The organism is Bacteroidia bacterium, from assembly GCA_041391665.1.
Classification (GTDB): domain Bacteria; phylum Bacteroidota; class Bacteroidia; order J057; family J057; genus JAGQVA01.
Genome location: JAWKNO010000002.1, coordinates 419892 through 442047, shown reverse-complemented (window position 1 = coordinate 442047; position 22156 = coordinate 419892). Strand labels below are relative to the sequence as shown.

At 44.9% G+C, this 22156-nt stretch carries 14 protein-coding genes; 6 read left to right on the top strand and 8 right to left on the bottom strand.

Annotated elements, in window-relative coordinates:
• Positions 1-17: 17 nt before the first annotated feature.
• The 8 genes from R3D00_13475 to R3D00_13440 form a co-directional block, all read right to left on the bottom strand.
• Positions 18-1712 carry a sodium:solute symporter gene (locus R3D00_13475; protein MEZ4774188.1) on the bottom strand — a complete coding sequence of 565 codons (1695 nt, stop codon included), beginning with the start codon at positions 1710-1712 and terminating at the stop codon, positions 18-20.
• A gap of 90 nt (positions 1713-1802) precedes the next feature.
• Positions 1803-3137, bottom strand: coding sequence for a vanadium-dependent haloperoxidase (locus R3D00_13470; protein ID MEZ4774187.1), 1335 nt, complete (start codon positions 3135-3137; stop codon positions 1803-1805).
• Positions 3138-3228: 91 nt separating this feature from the next.
• The gene (locus R3D00_13465) at positions 3229-5265 is read right to left on the bottom strand and encodes a glycoside hydrolase family 65 protein (protein MEZ4774186.1); all 2037 of its coding nucleotides are present in this window, start codon (positions 5263-5265) and stop codon (positions 3229-3231) included.
• A 9-nt stretch (positions 5266-5274) separates the two neighbouring features.
• Positions 5275-5691 (bottom strand): TonB-dependent receptor plug domain-containing protein, encoded by a 417-nt coding sequence (locus R3D00_13460; protein MEZ4774185.1) that lies wholly within the window; start codon positions 5689-5691, stop codon positions 5275-5277.
• Positions 5688-9011 (bottom strand): VCBS repeat-containing protein, encoded by a 3324-nt coding sequence (locus tag R3D00_13455; protein MEZ4774184.1) that lies wholly within the window; start codon positions 9009-9011, stop codon positions 5688-5690. The genes R3D00_13460 and R3D00_13455 overlap by 4 nt, the downstream gene beginning before the upstream one ends.
• A gap of 11 nt (positions 9012-9022) precedes the next feature.
• Positions 9023-12340 carry a VCBS repeat-containing protein gene (locus tag R3D00_13450; GenBank protein MEZ4774183.1) on the bottom strand — a complete coding sequence of 1106 codons (3318 nt, stop codon included), beginning with the start codon at positions 12338-12340 and terminating at the stop codon, positions 9023-9025.
• Between the two features lie 74 nt (positions 12341-12414).
• Positions 12415-13941 (bottom strand): RagB/SusD family nutrient uptake outer membrane protein, encoded by a 1527-nt coding sequence (locus tag R3D00_13445; GenBank protein MEZ4774182.1) that lies wholly within the window; start codon positions 13939-13941, stop codon positions 12415-12417.
• 42 nt (positions 13942-13983) lie between these two features.
• Positions 13984-16950: a SusC/RagA family TonB-linked outer membrane protein gene (locus R3D00_13440; GenBank protein ID MEZ4774181.1), complete on the bottom strand. Its 2967-nt coding sequence runs from the start codon at positions 16948-16950 to the stop codon at positions 13984-13986.
• Positions 16951-17425: 475 nt separating this feature from the next.
• Here R3D00_13440 and R3D00_13435 point away from each other — a divergent pair, with 475 nt between their 5' ends.
• The 6 genes from R3D00_13435 to R3D00_13410 are packed head-to-tail and all read left to right on the top strand — an operon-like array spanning position 17426 to position 22144.
• The gene (locus tag R3D00_13435) at positions 17426-18463 is read left to right on the top strand and encodes a LacI family DNA-binding transcriptional regulator (GenBank protein ID MEZ4774180.1); all 1038 of its coding nucleotides are present in this window, start codon (positions 17426-17428) and stop codon (positions 18461-18463) included.
• Positions 18464-18481: 18 nt separating this feature from the next.
• Complete coding sequence (locus tag R3D00_13430; GenBank protein ID MEZ4774179.1) at positions 18482-18931, top strand: thioredoxin family protein; 450 nt, start codon at positions 18482-18484, stop codon at positions 18929-18931.
• A complete protein-coding gene (locus tag R3D00_13425; protein ID MEZ4774178.1) occupies positions 18928-19602 on the top strand; it encodes a hypothetical protein in 675 nt (224 codons plus the stop codon). The genes R3D00_13430 and R3D00_13425 overlap by 4 nt, the downstream gene beginning before the upstream one ends.
• Positions 19603-19626: 24 nt before the next feature.
• Complete coding sequence (locus tag R3D00_13420) at positions 19627-20670, top strand: FAD:protein FMN transferase (protein MEZ4774177.1); 1044 nt, start codon at positions 19627-19629, stop codon at positions 20668-20670.
• Positions 20671-20705: 35 nt separating this feature from the next.
• Complete coding sequence (locus R3D00_13415) at positions 20706-20924, top strand: DUF4266 domain-containing protein (protein ID MEZ4774176.1); 219 nt, start codon at positions 20706-20708, stop codon at positions 20922-20924.
• A 17-nt stretch (positions 20925-20941) separates the two neighbouring features.
• A complete protein-coding gene (locus R3D00_13410; protein MEZ4774175.1) occupies positions 20942-22144 on the top strand; it encodes a DUF3570 domain-containing protein in 1203 nt (400 codons plus the stop codon).
• Positions 22145-22156 lie beyond the last annotated feature (12 nt).

Here is a 22156-nt window from a genome sequence, read left to right as displayed (position 1 = left end):
CATTGATGTGTGAATATTTACCAACAGATTCCCACCACCACCACCGTAATGATCAGCAGAATAACCGACAATATGCGGTAGTTTTGATACCATGGCAACCCTGCCAGTTCTGCGGTTTCTTCCCTGAATATAGCCGTTGTCCAGGTATAATCATTCGTTTTTTCAGCTGATGGCGGGGCAGTTGCGAGACTAAACACGACATGAACCAACATACAAAAAACCAGCAGCATGGGGCCCAAATGTAAAAAATGAATGTGGTTTAACGCGGGGAACCAGCCATTGATGGAAGACAGAATCATAAAAATCGAAATTATAAAACCTGCCATCAGGGAGGCAAATGCGCCGTTGGCATTGGCACGTTTCCAGAACAACCCTAGCAGAAATACACCAACCACCGGCGGTGCTATATAGGACAATACCTGCTGAAGATAGTCAAAGAGTGAAGGGAAGTTTTCGATAAAAGGTGCCCACCCCGCGGCGAGCAATACCAAAACTACTGTAGCGATCTGCCCTACCCTTACCAATTGTTTGCTGGAGAGGTCGGGTTTCATTTTGGATACAAAATCCATGGTAATCAGGGTGCTGGCAGAATTGAGCGTAGCGCTGATACTGGAAGACATTGCGGCCAGCAATCCCGCGACAACCAATCCCAGCAGCCCGGTAGGCAAAAGCTTAAAAAGCAATACCGGATAAGTCATATTGGGGCATTCCGAAAGGTTTTCGCAAATTTTTGTTCCGCCACCCTCGACCGGGATTTGATAGTTGAGAAATGAAAGGTCCAGATCTTTATAAAGTACAATCGCAATGAGGCCAGGAACCACCATAATCAGGATGACGGGAAGTTTCAGCAAACCGGCAAACAATGCGCCCCAGCGACCATGGTTGAGGTCTTTGGCACTGAGCACCCGCTGCACCATAAATTGATTATTCGCCCAGAAATAAAAGCCCAGAATCGGTACTCCAAAGAGCAAACCTGTCCAGGGCATCGTTCGGTCGTCGACGCTACCTGCAAGACTCAGCATGTATTCTTTAGGATGATTGAGAATTCCGGCAGATTCGGCAGCATCCAGTCCGGTCATAAGGCCGTTCCAGCCACCTACTTCGTTAAAGGCAAAAATGGTAAGAACGGTAGAGCCAATCACCAGCAAAATCGCCTGAATCACTTCTGTGTGCACGACAGAAGATAGTCCGCCGGGAATCGTGTACGCAGCGGCGGCAAAAGCCAGCAGAATGATAATAACCGTGGAAGAAAGCGTGGGGAAAAGAATTTTTAACACCAGATTGCCCGCATAAAGGGCAGAGGATGTGTCAATGATCACATTCCCGATGATGGTAATAAAGGAAAAATAATAACGGGAACGGCTGTCATAACGCCTTTCCAAAAACTCAGGCATGGTATAAACCTTGGACCGAAGATAAAATGGCAGGAAAAAAAGTGCAAAAAACACTAATACCACAGCTGCCATCCACTCGTAGTTATACACATTAATACCAGAATTGAAGGCGCTACTGGCCAGACCAGTGAGTGTATTGCTGGAAATATTGGCAGCAAAAAGTGAAATTCCGACAACCGGCCAGATCATATTGCGTCCGGCTAGAAAATAGCCTTCTGCACTTTGCCGTTTGGCATGTCGAAGTCCGTACCAGATAATTACGACCACATAGACAATCATAATGCCTATGTCCAGAGGATTCAGGGTAAATTGTTCCATTGGATTAATTTTTTCTTTTAAAACTATTGTGTAGTTAGTTTAAAAGCTCACCCTGTTTCCGGGCAGTAGTAGTAAGGAAAGTAGTAGTAATTAATTTCGCGTTGTCAGATTCTCCACAATAAAAGCCCCGACTTTTTTGCCCTGATCGACACCATTTTCACAAGCCGGGCGATAGTGAATGCCGCCATACATCCGGCTGATTGCCGCTTCTGATGACGCTTCAAAGAAGGAATTAAACGACCGCATTGGAAGTCCATATTCTTTCTCCGTTGAATCCATAAAAGCAAATGGCTCACCAAACAGAGCGGTAAGTGTGGTAGCAGCAGAGGCAGAAATGACACTATGTCCGCTTGTATATTCAGGAAATGGCGGCGTTTGAAGGAGAGGGCGCCATTGTTCATCCACATATTGATTGATTACCGTCTCCGGACGAATCAGCACACTGCGGTATTTTTCATCCCAGCAACTGATAAATGCATCTGCCAATGCAATGGAAGTACGGGTATATGCTTCTGAACTTCGCATGATATCTGCATTTTCTTTCCGGCAGGCAATGAGCGTAATACCTATCCAGTGGCCACCGGGTGTGATTTTTTTTGTAGCAAACATCACGTGCCCCTGATGGTGAGTAACAAACGGGTTACAGTCCCAGAATTCGGCAATCGCCTTTTGTTCATCCGTGAGCTGGTTGCCAATGTTGTACACTTCCATCATCTCTTTATAGAAAGTGCTGGCAGTATCTGTACTGAAACTGGTAGGTTTGACTGGCACAAACTGATCCGACGATTTGATCACAAAAGGACGAATGCGGCTCCAGTGCGGTTCGATTCCATCCATATAATCAGGCGGCGTTGGCGTCCAACGGGCAGGATCATCATTGACGGTATAGCGCGGGAAAGTGCGGGTTTGTTTATAATTGTCGTTTCCCGACCAATCTATAATATGTTGGCCTACCTTGGTTCCATATTCCAGCGATGCCGTAAATACATCAGAAGGGACACCCATCGCACGAAACTTGTCCATGACTTCCTTTTCGTAGGCACTCAGTTTGTCCTGAGAAAAAATCATGGTACGGGAAACCGTCAGAAATGCCTGAACAGCAGCCAGGGGATAACAAATTTCTTTTGACGTATCAGGTAAAGGCGTCGTCTCAAGGCCAGTCAGTTGTCCGGCTAGTGATTTATATTCGGGATGGTCATTTACCAACACTTCATAAGCCGCTATATTGGTATAGGCGTATATTCTGCTGGCAACCGGCGGGCTAAAAATATCATAAACGATAATATCCGTAAGGTTCTTAACCGTTTTATGCAAGAGTTCGGGATCCTGGGTAGTTGTCTTCCATGAATCATCGGTCTGGCATCCACTTACCATAACCGTTAGCCACACTACAACAAAAGCGAAATGTCTAAATTGAGTACTCATATCACAAATTATGCAAAAATGAACAAGGTCAAATTTTATGAATTAAATAATCAGTAACAAATATTCTACCCCAAAACAATCCTGCAGAGGTCTATGGCTTTACTGAAAACGGCTTACGATCTTTACCCACACCCGTGATTGTCAGCGACTTCCAGTTTTTAGGGAGGGAAGATTTCAATTGAATAATACCCGAACTACTGATTTCCAATCCGCCAAATCCTGCCAATACAGCCTGTAACATACCGCCTGCACCTGTTGCAAAATAAGGGTTTGTACCTCCGGCAGTTTCTGCCATCACCCCAAAGGGAGGCACGCCATTAGGTTTATAGCCTTTCACAAATAGCTCGTACGACTTTTTACTATCGCCATAACGGTTGTGCAAAATAGATAATACCGCATGCCCCATAGCAGGGCCATCCGGCGACATCCGTGGTTCATAATAATCCAAATCTTTCTTTATTTGTTTTTTGTCTGTAATCAGACCCAACGGATAAGCCAGCAGGTTGACATCTCCCTGTTTGATGGTTTCGCCTTCATACGTTGCGTGTTCGCGCGTCACGCCGTCAGCAAACGTGAGAATCGTCATATTATCAGCCACTACCTGCCAGCGGGGATCAGCATGTTCGCCCAGTACAGCCGCAGCTTCCGTAGCATAACGCAATGCCTCAATAGCAACCGCATTGGTAAACGCGTTATCATCGACATTTTCCGCCCATTCGTCGGCTGCCACTACATTGATAATATGATATTTGCCATCATCGCCTTTTTCTGCGCGGCTTGCCCAGAAAGCAGCGACTTCCTTTAATACTGGCCAACCTCTTTCGCGAAGCCAGGTTTTGTCGCCGGTTACCTGATAATATTTCCAGAATGCCCAGCCAACACATCCTGTGATATGGTGCTCAAAGGGGCCGGTCAATGCCCATACGGGCGTAGCCTCCTGCCCTATTCCGTCGGATTCCCAGGGGAACATGGCCCCGTCATAGCCATGACTCCGCGCATTCTGTTTGGCCACTTCCAATCGCTCATAGCGGTATTCGAGCAGCGACCGTGCAATCTCTGGCCGCAACATCAGTAATGGCGGGTACATCCATAGCTCCGTATCCCAAAAAACATGGCCATTGTATCCAAGGCCCGAAAGACCCATCGGCGATGGACTGTATGCAGTACCTTCTCTCACAAAAGAGTACAAATGATACAGCGCAAACCGGATATCGCGCTGGGCAACCTCATCTCCTTCTACGATAATATCGCTTTTCCACAAATCCTCCCACGCAGCCAGATGCCGGGACAATAACCGTTCCCGCCCTTCCAATGCGGCATAGATTGTCAACCGCTCTGCTTCATTGTGCGGATCTGAGTAGTGTTCGGTAGAACACTCAGATCCCACCACTGAAAATCGAAATTTTTCTCCCGCTTTCAGTTCCTTTACAAAACGGACAAGATGCATGTCGTAGTCCCACTCTTCATGAATAAGCGTTGGGGATTCATGTCCCTCAAACAAGTAGCTACAGGAAGCAGCCACCGTGTGTTTGCCTGTAGGACTTTTAGCCACAGAAGTCATCATCGGAATTTTTACATGTGGCCGGTCAATCATGCTGTAAAAGTTTTTCACATCTCGCAAGATTTCCGGTGCACGCATAATATTGCCGGGAGATATATTCACATCTTTTTTGGCAACGACCTCCATCTCGATCATTGCTGTAAATGGCAAATGACGGAGCGCCCGAACTGAATAAATGACAGAGATTTTGTCCTGATAATCAAACCTCGAAATAAACGTCGCCTCCTTCATATTGATTTCCTGAGTCAGATTGGAAAAATCTTTCATTCCCAACCTTCTTCCATCCACATCCAGCTGCATATTGGCGAAATTGAACCCTTTGAGAATATTAGATACACGGCCTCTTCCATATGTATCAAATACTCCATTGAGAACAATATCTTTCATTTCAAGTGGATTCGGCGAAGAGACAAGCCCCATCATGCCATTGGCTACCGTTACGCCAAAATAGTTGTCGGGATTTATCTGATCGGTTTTAATTACCCAGGTATCCTGAGCGATTCCACCAAAATTGATTGCCAGAAGCGTCGAAAAAATCAAAAAATGTTGTAGCAGTCGCCGTTTCATATTCAGAAATTATTTCAATTTGATGATGATAACCCCATTGCTTCCCCTTACGCCATAGAAGGAGGTCTCTGAGGGATCTTTAAGCACCTGAATAGTTTTTATATCGTTGACATTCCCGACCATATTATACACCGTGCTGTAGCCACTTGAAATCTGGCTTCCATTGACGATGTACAGGGGTTCTCCCGAGGTTTGAAGTCCGGCATTACCGCGGATACGGATTGTAGCCTGAGAACCTGTTCCCTGTACCCAGACACCGGATACTTTTCGCAGGTGATCAGTTAAATCAATCGTGTTTTGAAGGTCAGAAATTGTCGTTGCATCTTCATGCACTTTGGAGTCAGTTTTTTTCTCAGATACAGGCTGACTGGTTTTACAGGCCATTAGTCCGATCAATAAAGTAGCGAGTAGCAGGTAGTTCCTCATGGCATTAGGTGGTTTAGTTGAATAACTTTTAATGTATCATTGTTTCGGGCAAGTATCAATGATTCCTGACCGGAAATTGAAATTTTTCTAACTTTCCTCACCTGCCCCTTAACTTCTATATCGTTGAGATGGGTTACCTCAAAATTGCCATCTCCGCGGTTTATGAGCACTGTGCCAAAATCTGCATCATAACGCCCCATCTGAATATTACTTTCATAATAATTTCCGCCCAGAAATACGTCAGGCAATGCATCTCCATTCGCATCTGTCAAGACTCCGGTACGGTAAGGGGTAAACTGGGCCTGCCAGGGCAATGGTTTTACCTCAAAGGTGCCATCTCCATTATTCAGGATGACCGCATTAGAAAAATAGTTGGCCTCCCAAATTGTTGCTGCCTGAATTTTGTCCCTGCTAAACATCTGGCTAAACTCATCCCTCGCAAAGTCAGCAGCATACAGGTATTTCTGTTTCAGGGCGGGCATTTGTTTTTCCAATTCAATCATATTGGCAAATGGAACTTCTTTGCCATTGAGATAATAGGACAATAGTTGCTCGGGGGTTCCATTATCATCAAAATCGCTGAAATACATCCGAACAGGTTCTTCTGGTGATGCCTGCAAACGGCTGTTGAGTCCCAGGTTCCCGGCGATCAGATCCATGTCTCCGTCGTTGTCAATATCTCCGGGTAAAATAAAATTCCACCAGCCCTTCTTATCTGTGATAGTCTGTTGTTCGAATTTGCCACCGTTATTGACAAAACAAACGATTCCGCCCCATTCCAGACTGATAATCAAATCCTTGTCGCCATCCTTATCGGAATCATACCATTCGCAGGCTGTAACCATCCCCACTTTTGAAAGGCCGGGAGCAAAGGTCTCCGTCTTTTCTGTAAACTTTCCGGTTCCGTCATTTACCAACAGATAGGAAGCCGGTGTTTCGCCGTACTTCCAGGGCACAGTTCTTCCGCCTATAAACAAATCAGGTATCCCATCACCACTAAAATCATAAACAGCCAGTCCTGAAGCAGTCATAAAAATGCTGTCAAATGCATCTGCTTTTCGATGAAACTGGCCGGAGGCATTTCCCAGATAAACCCGTGGCATAAGCAGGGGATCCTGATTGTAATATTCATTGCCGCCGGAAGCGACCAGCAGATCTGGCCAGGAGTCTCCATTTATATCAGCAAAAACAGCATCTGTTTCCTCATACATACTGTCAGCATGAAAATCAGGTTGATAGGATTCTCTAAATGTCCCATTGGCCTGCTGAATCATCAGTTTCCCGACAGTACGTTTGGAGGACCCCAGGTAAAGGTCTTCCCGCCCGTCGCCATTGACATCGCCTACTGCGAGGGCCGGGCCTTCTGTAGAGTTCATATGTGGGAGAAGCGGTTCACGGTCAAATTCGAGAAAAGGGTTTTCATGATGGGTCAGAGAAAGGCCGGAAGTACTTGTTATGTCTTTAGCGGTAAATGGGGGGTTATTTTTGCGGTTGAAATTCTGATAATTGTAGACAGGAAGATGTTCTGTATAGGCAATAGTATGTTCACCCGCTTTTTCAGTGAGCTTTTGAAAAGTATTATCCGGCCAGATCAGAATAATAGAATCAGGCGTTGAAGCGCCACCGACTCCCACATGCATCGGAATCACCATACTGGATTGGAAACCTCTCACCGGGTAGTTTTCATACAGTCTGTTTTCAGCACCCCGGTACACCAGAATTTTTGCACCGACCGCGTCCGGATTTGTTTTGGCACCCGAAAGTGTGAGTTTCAGGAAATCGGTTTTATCGGCGAGCTTGTGCAGGTTTTCATAGATATAGGCAGGATCGTTGATATTATTGACGACAAAATCCAGGTCGCCATCATTGTCCAGATCGGCATATACAGCGCCATTGGAATAGGTAGGGAGATTGTTGCGGATACTTTTACCCAGATTGGCAAATTTCATATCGCCCTCATTCCGAAAAAATTCATTTGGCAGCTTGATTTCGGGCATATTTTCAACGACTGCAAGGTCGCCGTTTACCATATTTTTTGTGCGAATCCGCCACTGGATATCTTCATTGGCCATGAAGTTTATATAGTCCATATCGTTCATCCGCTTGGGAATCCCGTTAGAGACAAATAAATCCTTTCGTCCGTCATTGTCAAAATCAGCGAGAAGCGGTGCCCATGACCAATCCGTGGCATAAACACCTGCATAAAGCCCAATTTCGCTGAATGTTCCGTTTCCTTTGTTTAGTTGGAGATTATTGCGGGCATACTGGTGATTGTAGCCCTGTGTTACCTTGTACTGAAAGATTTTATAGGCGTCTTCTCCTTCCGATTTTTTCAAAATTTCGGGGTCATAGGGCAACATATCCAGGGAGATGACCTCCTGCCGGGAATCGTTATTTAAGTCGCCAATGTCCACGCCCATCGAAAACCGGCTGGTATGCATCATTTTTTCTGTCAGTACCTCTTTGAATGTACCGTCTCCCTGATTGATATAGAGGTAATCATTTTCATGAAAATCATTCCCTACATAGATATCAGGAAACCCATCCATGTTAAGGTCTCCGGTCGCAACCCCCAATCCATAACCGATGACTGTGCTTCTGATACCAGATTTTTCTGTTACGTCTGTAAATTTCTGCCCATCATTGCGAAACAGTTTGTCACCCGATAATGGATGAATCTGTCCCTCAAAAGAAGCCCGGGGCCCAAAAGTTCCATTGGCATGGAGGGAGTGATTGAGCAGAAACATATCCAGATCACCATCCATATCATAGTCAAAAAAAGCAGCCTGGGTAGAAAATCCTTTAAAATCCAACCCATATGCTGCCGCTTTTTCTTCATAGTGCGGGATGCCGTTTTCATCGATTCCTGTACAGACAAACAATTGATTTTTTCCCTGAAGTTTGTCCAGATCGCCTACCTGAGAAATATAAATATCGAGTTTCCCATCGCAGTTGATATCTACCACTGACACCCCTGTGGACCAACCGCCATCGTTGACAATTCCCGCCTTTTCAGATACGTCGCGAAACTTCAGTTTTCCCTCATTGAGATAGAGTTTGTTGGGCAATAAGTTTGCAGTAAAAAATAAGTCAATCTGCCCGTCATTATTAAAATCACCAGCCCCGACGCCACCGCCATTAAAAAAGTACATATAGTTAAATATGTTCAGATCAAGCGTAAGGGTAAGGTCATTGGCAAATGAAATACCCGTTGAAGCAGGCTCACGCAATACAAACAAAGCCTGATCATCTGTGGTTTTACGGCAGGCAACCAATGAAAGAAGAGAGACAATAATACCTATTTTAAAAGCAGATTTCATGATCAATGTGATTACATATCCACCCGTGAAATCATATATACAGCGGGTTTCTGGTTGTTGATCAGGAAGATTACCCTACGGGTATCTCCGTTTGAGATCAGGCTGATCTGTCTGACTTCCCCATTGACGCTCAGGCCAGACTCATTCTCCGGAATGCAGGCAAAATTTCCTTTCTGGTCATTGAGCAGGATATGGCCCTGACTCGCATCCAGCCGGGAAAATTGTGGCTGAAAATCGTAATTATTACCGCCCATAATCAGGTCATCAAATCCATCTCCATTGACATCGGTAAAAAGGGCGCTATTTATACAGGAAAGTTGAACTTCGGGTGCCATTTCGCGGATTTCAAACTGGCCGTTTCCATTGTTGATGGCAAAACTGGTTTTCAGGTAGTTGGTCTGTTTCACCAAAGACTGGCTCAGCGATTCTTGTGAAAACAGATCCTGAATGGCCTTCTTAGCATAATCGACATGTTTGAGATTTTGTTGTTTCAGGGAAACAATTTGCATGGTCATGTCTCTTTTCAGCGGCACAGGCATGTCTTTTCCGTCGATCGTTCGGGTAATGATTTTTTCGAGGGTCTGGTTTTGATCAAAATCGTTGATCCATAGTTTCAGCGGGGTTTCTTTGGAAGCTTTCAGGTAAAAATTCTCCCCCAGATTTCCCAGTGCAAGATCCATATCTCCGTCGTGGTCAATGTCACTGAAAGCCAGAGCAGACCACCACCCCTGGTAATCACTGAGGTTGGTTTCTACCTCCTGAAAACGCTTTCCATTGTACATATACACCTTTGGGCTCATCCATTCCCCAACGAGCACCAGCTCTTTATTGGGGCCGCCTACCAGATCTATCCAGGCTGCATCCGTAACCATGCCTGCCAGAGAAATAATATCATTTTCAGACCGGGCGACGTCTGTAAATCTGCCTGCGCCATTGTTGAGATACAAATAATTGGATGGGTTTAATCCATATTCCATAGGGACGCTGCGACTGCCCACAAATAAGTCTATATCACCGTCTTCATCAAAATCATAAGGAATGGCAACGGAAGTGTTCATGCCATTGGGAGGTAATGCAAATGCTTCCGCGCGGAAATTGCCTTTCCCGTCATTGATATACAACCTGTCTTGCATCCGTCGGTCGCGATACGGATGATTATTGCCCCCGCTTCCTACAAATAAATCCAGATCCCCGTCTCCATCGGAATCAAAAAATGCAATGGCTGTATCCTCCGAATTGGCATCCATTGCAAATGCTTCACTGAGTTGCCTTTTAAAACCCTTGGAGGTCTGGATATATAACTGCCCGGCCTGACCGGCAGCTCCTCCAATAAATATATCTTCCAATCCATCGCCATTCACATCGGCGACTCCCGCACATGGCCCCTCCTGCGATAACATTTCGGGGATATTTCCTTCGTAATAGAAATCAATATAATCGTCCTCTTTATGGGCTTCAAAATCATTGGTTTCTGCAACCAGATAGGGAGAAGCAGACTCCGCCTGCACCGGTTGCCAGGTACGCAAAACCTGATCATCATAGCGGAAAACATACAATGAATCAACTGGTAGCTGGTAAGAAACAGAAACCTTTAAGTCCGGCCAAATAATCCGGATGGAATCAATTATCGCAGCATTGCCCAAACCAACTATCATCTTATAATCAACCGAAGACTGAAATCCACGAGTGGGAAACAACTGTCGGTTGATATTTTTCCCTCCGGCAAAGAACTCAGCTTTTGCCCCTACGGCAAACCTGTTTTCGGAGGTTCCTTCCAGACTAATACCGGCAAAGTGGTTGGAAGAAACGGAATTGCTTAGATTCTGATATACAAAAGCTTCCTGATTCACATTATTTACGACCAGATCGAGGTCGCCATCGTTATCGAGATCACCATAGGCAGCACCGTTGGAGAACGATTTTTCAGTAAATCCCCAGGAATCAGTAACGTCTTCAAATCTGAGATTTCCTTCGTTTCGGAATGCCTTGTTTTTGACCGGGAGAGAAGGCATTTTATTGATGACTTCATTCATTTCTTCCTTCTCTCCGGTGAGCGCCATTTTCTGAATGACATCATTGGCAAAAAAGTCGATAAAATCCTGATCGATCACATCGTGGTAGATACCGTTGCAAACATAAATATCTGCATAAGCGTCATTGTCAGCATCAAACATCAGCGCCCCCCAACTCCAGTCAGAAGCCTGCACCCCACTAAACCATGAGATTTCCTGAAACTGGTTTTTCCCTTCATTCAGTTGAAGGGTATTGTGCATATACTGATTGTAAAAACCCCGATCCTGCTTTAGCTTAAACTGATTGATATTATCAAAAGAAGTCGTCGTTTTGAGTCTGTATTCATCGTCAGGAAGCATATCGGTGACAAATATTTCCGGGCGACCATCATTATTGATGTCTGCCATGTCTGCGCCCATGGAGGAGTGCGAAATATGGGACATTGACTCCTGGAGCTTTTCAGTGAAAGTTCCGTCTTTTTGATTGATATACAGGTAATCCCTTTCAAAAAAGTCATTGGAGACGTAGATATCGGGATACATATCTTCATTTACATCTCCGATGGTGACACCGAGTCCAAAGCCAATCAGGCTTCCATAAATGCCTGCGGCTTCACTTACATCGGTAAATTTCCCGCCATCATTGCGGAGGAGTTTATCTCCCCCTCCCTTTAGAAAATCTTTTACCGGCCATTCTTCGGCCCTGAGTTCACGTTTGTTGCTGTAGTTAAGAGTATTGACGGGAATAAAACTATTGTTGAGAATATATACATCCAGGTCGCCATCGAGATCATAGTCAAAAAAACCAGCATGTGTGGTATAGCCATTTTCAGCCAGCCCAAAAGAAGCGGCAGACTCGGTGAATGTGAGGTTTTGATTGTTGATAAAGAGAGAATTTGCCTGATCGACCCCTTCGCGATAACCGGCATTGCAGACGTAAATATCCAACCAGCCATCGTTATTGATATCCACCAGCGCCACACCTGTACTCCATTTTGTGGCGTCTTCAATTCCAGCCTGCGCAGAAATATCTTCAAATTTCCAGTTCCCTTTATTGAGAAATAATTTATTAGCGCCCATGTTGGAGGTGAAATAGACATCGGAGAGTCCATCATTATTGATGTCGCCGATTGCCACGCCTCCTCCGTTATAGAAATTGCGGTAACTGAAGATGTTAAAATCTTCAGAATTGGTTACAGTATTGGTGAATGAAATACCCGTTTCGGTATGGTTCATCCATTTAAATTGCTTTTGAGCGACCTCCTGCTTAGTGCAGGCGAAACCCAAAAACAGCAGAAGCAGGGGAAAATAACGCATGGGTTTGGGTGGAATATAAACGGAAAAAGGTCATTAGTATCAATGACCTTTTTCCATAACATATTTCAAAAGGATTAGTATCCAGGATTTTGCTGAAGGTTCGGATTCACAGCCAGTGCAGTGCTGGGGATCGGGAACAGGAGTCTTTCAGAACCGGAAGCAGGTTTTTCATTCCATGCATTGAGGAATTTACCGAAACGGATCAGGTCCTGACGGCGCCATCCTTCCCAGTAGAGTTCAAAACCTCTTTCGTCCAGAATATCATCAAGTGTAAGGGAAGTACGATCAGCAACTCCTCTTTTTGCACGAATGGAGTTAACAGCAGCCAGCGCGTCAGCAGTGCTTCCACCAGAGCGGAGAAGCGCTTCAGCTTTCATCAGCAGTACGTCTGCATAACGGAAGAAGACATAGTCATTATCAGAGTTGTCGCCGCTAACATAGTCGATCGGATATTTTACTACCCGTACACCCGTTACTTCGAGGTTATCACCGGTTTCAATGAGTTTCACTTCTTTGGTGAAAACCAGCGGAGCGCCTTTACGATCTTTCAGCGCAACCCCATTCTGGTCAAACTGCTGACCTTCGAGGAAACCCACTTTAAGACCGGAAACGTCAGTCTGGCCGGTATAGTCAGCGCTTTTGCGCACGTCACCATCTTCAAACTTGTTGTAGAAGTCAGCAATCGTTGTGAAACCATTCCAACCTGAAGGGTTGTTGTTGTAGTGAAGGGTACAGAACCAACGGGCACGTACGTTTCCACTGCTTTCGCCACCACGGTTTTGGTTGGTGAAAATAAGCTCAGTAGAGATCGCATCATTGTTAGGGGCAAAGTTGTCGTAGAAGTTATCTGCGATCTGATATTTGCCACTGTTGATCAGCTGGTCGGCAATCGTAATTACCTGGTTCATATCACCATTGTCAAAAGCAGGAGACTGACGGTTGGCGAAAGTACCTTTATTCAGGTAAGCTTTCATCAGAAGCACACGTGCAGCATCTTTATTGGCAAGGTAAGTAGGACCATCTGGCAGGTCAGGAAGGATTGCATTCAGCTCAGAGATAATAAAAGCAACAGCTTCGTCTCCGCCAAGTACACGGGGTGCATCAAGCAGATTGTCGCCGGGCTCTCTGAAAGGAACCTGTCCCCAACCGTCAGCTACGGAGAACATTACGAAGGCACGGATAAAACGCGCTTCAGCAGCCTGACTAGCAGAAGGATTAAAGCTCAGGATATTGGTCGTACTAAAAACTACCTGTAGCAGTTCATTGAAAGTACTGGTAAGGAAGGAGTGATCAGCCGCCCATGTGTGATCATGAAGCACACGCCATACACCGTTGTCATCCCAGTCTGGTCCACGGGTGGGGCCGATTACTTCATCAGAAGTGTGCTCTTGAGCAGCCCAGAAACGAGACTGATCCTGGTAGGGAAGGCGGAGGCCTTCATAAGACGCCTGAAGCAATGCGCTGACATCGGTTCTAGCCTTAATGAAGTCCTGAGCAGCCTGGCCCGATAAATCTTCATTGAGGTTTTCCACAAGGTCAGTACAACCCAGGGAGAAGAATGTCATCACACTGAAAGTGATTAATATTCTTTTGATTTTCATAATGAATTAATTTTTTAAAAGGTTAAACTAACTGCTCACCAATTAGAAAGAAAAACTTACACCTGCAATGATGCTACGAGCACTTGGGTAAACAGCGTATTCGATTCCAAATGAAGGTACACCACTTACCTGCTTGTCAACGTTAACTTCAGGGTCAAAACCGGTGAAGTTTGTCAGAACAAATAAGTTCTGTCCGGTTACGAAGACTCTTGCGCCTTTCACATAACCATTAAACAAATCGCCCAGGTTGTATGAAATCGTAGCGTTGGTAAGTTTCAGGTAGTCACCGCTTTCCAGGTATCTGGAGGAAGACTTGATCGAGTTGGAAAGATTTTCCTGGTTGGCTACATCCAGCAGAGAAGCTGCGATATTTCTACCAGAGTTCAGGTTACCGATCGGAAGAATGGTATTCGCAGTGTTGTTGTAAATCTGGTGCCCAAATGCGCCATTGAAGTTGACATTGGCAGACAGTTTACCTGCTGTAAGGCTGGTAGTGATACCGAGGAGAATATCCGGGTTTGGATCCCCGAGGAAGTACAAGGTATTTCCACCATCAGTCAGATTATCCAGTCCGTTTTCACCAATACCATTCCACTCTCTTACGTAGAAGGAGTTAAGAGGCTGATCGTTTTCCAGACGCTGAACAGTAGAACCTGTGATCCCTTGTCCGTGAAGAGCACCGGTAAGAACCGTAGGACCTACATAGTTGGTCAGCACGTTTTTCAAGAATGCACCATTTACTCCGACTTCCCATGAGAAGTTGTCTTTGGAGATGATAAAGGTATTCACCAAAAATTCAAACCCTGAGTTTACGACTTCCCCATCGAGATTCACCCAGTAACGACCTGCGGGAGCGGGCTGAATGGTTTCGAAGTTGAAGAGGAGGTCAGTGGTGGATCTGTTGAAGAAGTCAAGTGAACCGTAGAGACGGCCATTTGCAACACTGAAATCAAGACCTAAATTGAGGGTCGTAGAGGTTTCCCATCTCAGGTCAGGGTTAGCAACGTTTTCAAGTCCGTTGAATACACCATTGTTACCGAAACCATATCTTTCCTGAGAAGCACCAGCGGGAAACTCCTGGTTACCAGTTTTTCCCCAACCCGCGCGTAGTTTCAGGCTTTCAAATGGAGATCCGGAGAGGAAGTCTTCATTTGCAAGATTCCATGCAGCAGCAAAGGATGGGAAAACTCCGTATTTGTTATTGTCACCAAATTTGCTGGAACCATCAGCACGAACGGTTGCTGTCAAAAGGTATTTACCCTGAATGTTGACATTGGCACGGCCAAAGAAGGACTGCAGCTCAGAGGTTGGGTCAGCAAATGAGCTGATATTACGGCTGCTTTGAGATGAGTTTTGCAGAATGTTGTTATAAGGCAGCTCATCTGTCAGAAAATCCTGGCCTGAAAGGCGCATACCGCGGTTTTCAAATTTCATATATTCATACCCGGCAACTGCATTCAGATCGACATTAGAGCCGATAGAGGTATTGTAGGAAAGGGTATGAGTAAACTGCTGAGTAGTCAGTTCATTATTTGAGAAAGCACCCCAGCCTCTTCCTTCTACCCCCTGAATATTAATCCAGGAAGCGGTCTGAGACTTACGGATACCTAACCCGTGGTTGATGCTATACAGAAAACGATACTGCAGTTTATCTGTAATTTTGAACGAAGGAGAAATACTTCCCAGAATATTGGTGGTGTTAGCTACGTCATCATTGGCCTCAAGCATGGCAAGGGGATTGATGGTAGTAGAACCCAACTCAATGTCCAGATCACCATTCGCTTTTCTCAACGGTCTTGTAGGGAACCACTGAAGCGCCTGGCCAATAAGACTGCCTGTAAATCCGGCATCATTCACAATCGGGGCGATCTGCTCTTTGTTGTGAGAAGCGAGCAAATTCATATCAATAGTCAAACGGTCATTCAGGAAATTGTATGATCCATTGAAGCTACTGGTATATTTTTTCAACCCACTCTTCTGAATAATCCCTTGCTGATCGAGGTAGCTGGTAGAAATACGGTATCTGCCCTGATCGTTTCCACCATTGATAGAAACATTATAGTTTTGGGTAATACCATTGCGGAGGATAGCCCCCAGCGCATCTTCATTGCCACCAAAATCACCACCTGTAAGGCCGTAATCAGCAAGTGTCTTACGATATTCATCACCGGTAAGTACATCCAGTCTTTTCAGAATGGAGCTTACTCCCACAGAAGCATTGTAGCTTACAGAAGGAGCGCCTGCTTTACCTCTTTTGGTAGTGATAATTACCACACCATTTGCACCACGTGAACCATAGATAGCTGTTGCTGAAGCATCTTTCAATACATCAATAGACTCAATATCATTAGGGTTGATGAAGTTGAGTGGGTTTGAAGAAGGAGATGCTCCTACACCAGAAAGACCGATGTCAGGTCTCGCTGTTCTGCCATCCAAAGGCACACCGTCCACTACGAAAAGCGGCTGGTTACCGGAACGAACAGAAGCATTACCACGGATACGGAAGGTAGCAGTACCACCAGGCTGACCGCTATTGTTCATAATCTGAACACCTGCGACTTTACCCTGTACCAACTGGTCAGGAGCGATGATGATACCTGCGTTGAAGTCCTCTGCCTTAATAGATGATACTGCACCCGTAAGATCTTTCTTCTTTACGGTACCGTAACCTACCACGACAACTTCTTCCAGTGTTGATTCATTTGCTTCCATCACCACATCGATAACGGTGCGTCCATTTACGGCAATCGTTTGCCTTGTGAAACCAACAAAAGAAAAAATGAGGTTTGCATTGTCACCTGCATTGAGAGAGTATTTACCATCGGCATTGGTAAAAGCACCGACAGTCGTACCCTCCACCAATACAGTAGCTCCAGCCAACGGACTCCCGTCTGCACTGGATGTAACCGTACCGGATACGGTCTGGGCGTGGACGCTACTGCCAACAATGAGCCCCAACATTGTTAGTAGCAGCAAATAGAAACTTTTTGCTTTTTGTTTAATGTTCATAATAATAGTAGTTAAAATCAGGAAAATTCCAGAAACAAACTAGTTGAAAGAGTTAATTTTTCAATATTTAAATAATGGCTTTCAGGAACTATCAAAATTCAGAATAGCTCCGCCCCGACTCATCTTCTGAAGAGCAAAAGCAGAAATCGGATGTGTACGGAGACAAAATCTCTGAGGAGGGGAAGAGATACGCTTCTAAGTAGTTTGGTAGTCTTTCAGCCAAATTTTTTTAATCGTTAAGGGTTGAGTGTAGTAGTCAAAAACAACAATAAAACTTTCGCGAACTGATATTGTTTGAGTTTTAGATTTTAAAGATTGCGATTTTTTATATACGAATCAAGCATATCACAACCTGTTGTTTACAATGAATTTGCCGAAATCGATTACGTAATCCTTTTCGTTAAAGAAAAATCTTATCTTTTTCTGAAAAAAAAACGCAAATTCATCTTTGATCTCAGGCTACTTGAAAAAATTTATGCAAAAACGGCAAATCACACTCGCAGACCTCGCAAAAGAATTAGGAATCAGTACCGCGACAGTTTCCCGTGCACTGAAAGATTATCCCGACATCTCTAATGAGACCAAACAAAAAGTTATTGCACTTGCCGAAAAACTTCACTACCGGCCCAATACACTCGCTGCCGGCCTCCGTAAACGGGAATCAAAAATTATCGGCGTGATTATCCCGGATATTGTCAGTCATTTTTTTTCCTCTGTCATAAATGGAATCATGGACATCGCTTATCAGGAGGGATACCGTGTAATGATCTGCCAATCCAACGAATCCTTTGAAAAAGAAGTCGCAGATGCGCAGGCCCTCCTTACAAGCAGAGTTGACGGGGTGCTGGTATCTATCGCTCATGAAACTAAATCCTTTGATCATTTTACAGAATTTAAAGACCTGGGCATCCCGGTGGTATTTTTTGACAAGGTGCCAATCGAGGAATTTAAAGATGCTTCCAAAGTCGTCGTCGATGATTTTATGGGTGCTTATACTACCGTCGAGCACATGATCCTCCAGGGCTGTAAGCGGATCGCACACTTTCGGGGGCCCCTGATTGCCTATACATCCTTTAACCGGTTTGAAGGGTATAAACAGGCGCTCGCAGACTATGGTATCCCTTATGATGAATCACTGGTCTTTGCCTGTGAAGATATATCTTTTGAAGAGGGCCAAAGATTCTGTCATCAGGTTATTTCTTCCGACAACCCGGCTGATGCTATTTTTGCTGTTACCGATATGGTGGCGCTGGGGGCCCTGGTTACAGCCCGTGATGCTGGATTAAAAATACCCGAGGATTTAGCAATCGCTGGTTTCAGCGACTGGCTGATAGCCTCAATCATTGCTCCGCCCCTCACCTCTGTCGCTCAGCCCAGTCATGAAATGGGACAAACAGCCACAACCTTGCTACTGGAAGAAATAAACGCTAATAAAAATAATATACCTTTTTCTTTTAAAACCGTTGTATTAAAAACGGATCTCATGGTTCGTGCTTCCACTCGGTTAAAATAGTTGTTCTGATTTTTTATTATGAAGCGCCTTCTTTTTCTATTATTTCCACTTTTTACTTCCCTCCAGGCTCAAACCGATACGGCCGTATGGTATTATGACTTTGAAACCGCAATGCAGATTGCTGCTACTGAAAATAAATCTGTGCTGATGGTATTTTCTGGCTCGGACTGGTGCAAACCATGTATCAAACTCAAAAAAGAAGTGCTCGATCATCCTGCTTTTTGCGAATTTGCCGCCCGGCAGCTCGTTCTTCTCAATCTGGATTTCCCTCGTTACAAAAAAAACCGGCTCCCCGATGCCATTGCCTTTCGGAATGAGCGGTTAGCCGAAAAATATAATCCTCAGGGCATTTTCCCTATGGTGGTTTTGCTTAGCCCAAAAGGAGAAGTGATCGATCATACCGGTTATACGACTAATCAACCACAGACCTTTGTCCAATATCTTTCAAATTTAATCTCCTCACGTTGATTCGGTATCTCCCGGTTTACCTGCCTGCAATTGCCTTCATCGCTCTCCTTTCTCCCCCAAAAGGATTCGCTCAACATATGATGAATACGTGGGGAGTTGGAACCAGTGGGGGCATGGCTGCCGGATGGTGGATTTACGACAAGGGATTCAATGATACGCTTCCAACATGGCATGAGGGATACGACCGTACGCATTTATCTGCTATGTTCCAAAGTGGTTTTACCCTCGACTACCGAAGTCGGCAATTTTATGTATCTGCCGGGGTAGGATTCAGCTCTCTCAGAGACAATATTATGATCTCATCAGCAGACCGACGACGTACGGGGACCCGCTACCGTATTTCAGACGGAAATGCCATGCCGATTTTCTCTGTATTCCTCATGGGGGGGTACAATCTCTATCATAATAAGTCTTTTTCCTTTACACCAACCCTGTCCACAGGTACATTTTTTGTAAAAACGACACATCCCCAAAAAGCCTATTTCAAATACAAATACTTCTACGATATAGGAATCCGGCATGTGTTTCACCTCAGCGAAAACTGGGATTTTTCGGTCTATCCCCATTATTCCCAAATGATCATCACAACACGTCCCGAAGCAAATAAGGGATCCGGGCATCATATTTATACCGTAGGGGTCAACTTTGCCTTTAGCATATGGATTATTTAACTTTCCCGTAAAGAAGGAAATGCCATGAATGTACGCTGCATTTTTTCTCTCCTTTGTATATTTTTCTGGTGGAATACCGATTCCTCCGGACAAACCGCAACCTTCTCCAGAGAACTGATTCTTATGGGATCGAGGTTTGAAATTACAGCAATAGCCAATGATGATTCGACCGCCCGGGAATCCGTAGATCTGGCTATTGAAGAAATCAGCCGAATTGAGGATTTGATTTCGGAATGGGATTCGGCATCTCAAACCAGCGAAATCAATCGCCAGGCCGGCAAACAGCCGGTCAAGGTTTCGCAGGAATTATTCACGCTGATTCGCAGGAGTAATAAAGTATCGGCGCTGACCGGCGGTGCATTTGACATAACATTTGCTTCAGCTGATCGCATCTGGAAATTTGACGGCTCAATGAAAACGCTTCCCTCAAAAGAGGAAATCGCCCGTTCTGTAGCCAAAATTGATTATCAAAAAATTGTCGTTAATCCTTCAGATACTTCCATTTTCTTATCTGAAGCGGGTATGAAAATGGGATTTGGCGGAATTGGTAAGGGATATGCAGCCAATCAGGCCAAAACGATCATGCAACAAAGGGGAGCAACCGGCGGACTCGTGAATGCGGGAGGCGATCTCATCTGTTGGGGAAAAAGCCCCGGGCCCAACGGCTGGCGTGTAGGAATCGCCAATCCCAAAGCCCGTAACCAACTGGTCGCATGGATGGAAATCAATAATATGGCCGTGGTAACCTCCGGTGATTATGAGCGGTATGTTATTCTGAATGGTAAAAAATATGCTCATATCATTAACCCCAAAACCGGCTGGCCGGTAAGCGGACTGCAAAGTGTAACCATTATTTGTGCAGACGCAGAATTGGCAGATGCACTTGCTACAGCAGTATTTGTGATGGGAGAAAAAGAGGGTATGGCACTGATCAACCAGTTGAAAGGGGTAGAATGTATGATGATCAATGACAAAGATGAAATTTTGAAATCAGAGAGCCTGAAAATGTATTTTTACCACGAACAACCACAATCCGGGGAAACACCCCAGCTGATTATCGGACAATAGAAAAAAAACTAGCTATGAAAAACAAATGCCCAATCATGCCCATCAGGTTTTTGGTAATAATAATATTCCTGACATGCGTTGGAATTTCAGGTTGTGTTTCTGTAAAACCCTATCAGAAAATGTATCTCAACGATCAGGATATGGAGCTTTCAGCCAGAAAGCTTGAGTTTTACGAAACCAATTTCGAATCGTACCGCGAAGGATCTGCCGGGGCCAACGGAGGAAAAGTAGGCGGTGGATGCGGTTGTAATTAATTCATAATCTGTAGTTGATGTCTCATTGGAAAATATGGCTGATCGCCCTGACAGGCTGGCTGCCGATGGTAATGCAGGGTCAATCGCCGAAGGATTCTGCTGCAAATGCTGTATTTTTAACAACACAGCCGATCGACGTAGATTTTTTATTTAACTACTACTCACAGGACGGAAACCACTCTGCGGTAACCGGAGGGCTGGGAACAGAAGAACTCGAAGATCTTTCAGGAAAGGTGGTGATACAGGTACCCCTGGACACAATTACCCGAATCAACACATCATTTACCGTCAATCATTATACCAGCGCCTCCACTGACAAAATCGATACCTATGTTTCTTCTGCTTCTCAAAAAGATAGCCGGGCAGTACTTGTAATGGGATTTGACAGAGATCGTCCGGCCAACCGGCAGTCCTGGGGCGTATCGGGAGGCGGATCCATAGAGTCAGACTATATTTCCTCGTTTGTTACTGCCCGCTGGTCTCACACGAGCAGTGATGGCAATCGGGAAATTGCCCTTCAGGCACAGGCATATTTTGACCGGTGGGTTGTGATTTTTCCGGAAGAACTAAGAGCGCCGGGATTGGCAATGGTTCCTACAGACAAACGCAGGTCATTTAATCTTGCAGCTACCTGGTCTCAGGTTATCAACCCAAGACTTCAGGCATCTTTTTCAAGTGAAGTGGTTGTCCAAAATGGCTTATTGTCAACCCCCTTTCACCGGGTATATTTTCAGGGGGAATCTTTACCCAAAATCGAAAAACTACCACTGTTAAGGCTCAAATACCCATTGGGAATTCGGCTAAACTATTATGCAGCTGATTTTCTTATTCTTCGGTTTTATTACCGCTTTTATTTGGACAGCTTCTCGATTCTGGCACATACTACCAGCCTTGAGATGCCTGTCAAAATTGGGCCTTTCTTTTCTTTTTATCCATTTTACCGTTTTCATATTCAATCGTCTGCTCGGTATTTTAGTGAATACGGCCAACACTTGATCACAGAAGACTATTATACTTCCGACTTTGACCTTTCGGCATTCCATAGTCATAAGTATGGCTTAGGTATGAGTTTTTCGCCGGTTTACGGTATCGTCAAATTTCAACAGAAGAATGGGCGCACCGGACAATTGAAAAGTATAGACTTACGCTATGCAACGTACTCCCGCTCAGACGGGTTATCTGCTTTTATGATTGGCGCAGATATTGGTTTTAATTTCTAAAGTTTTCCTACC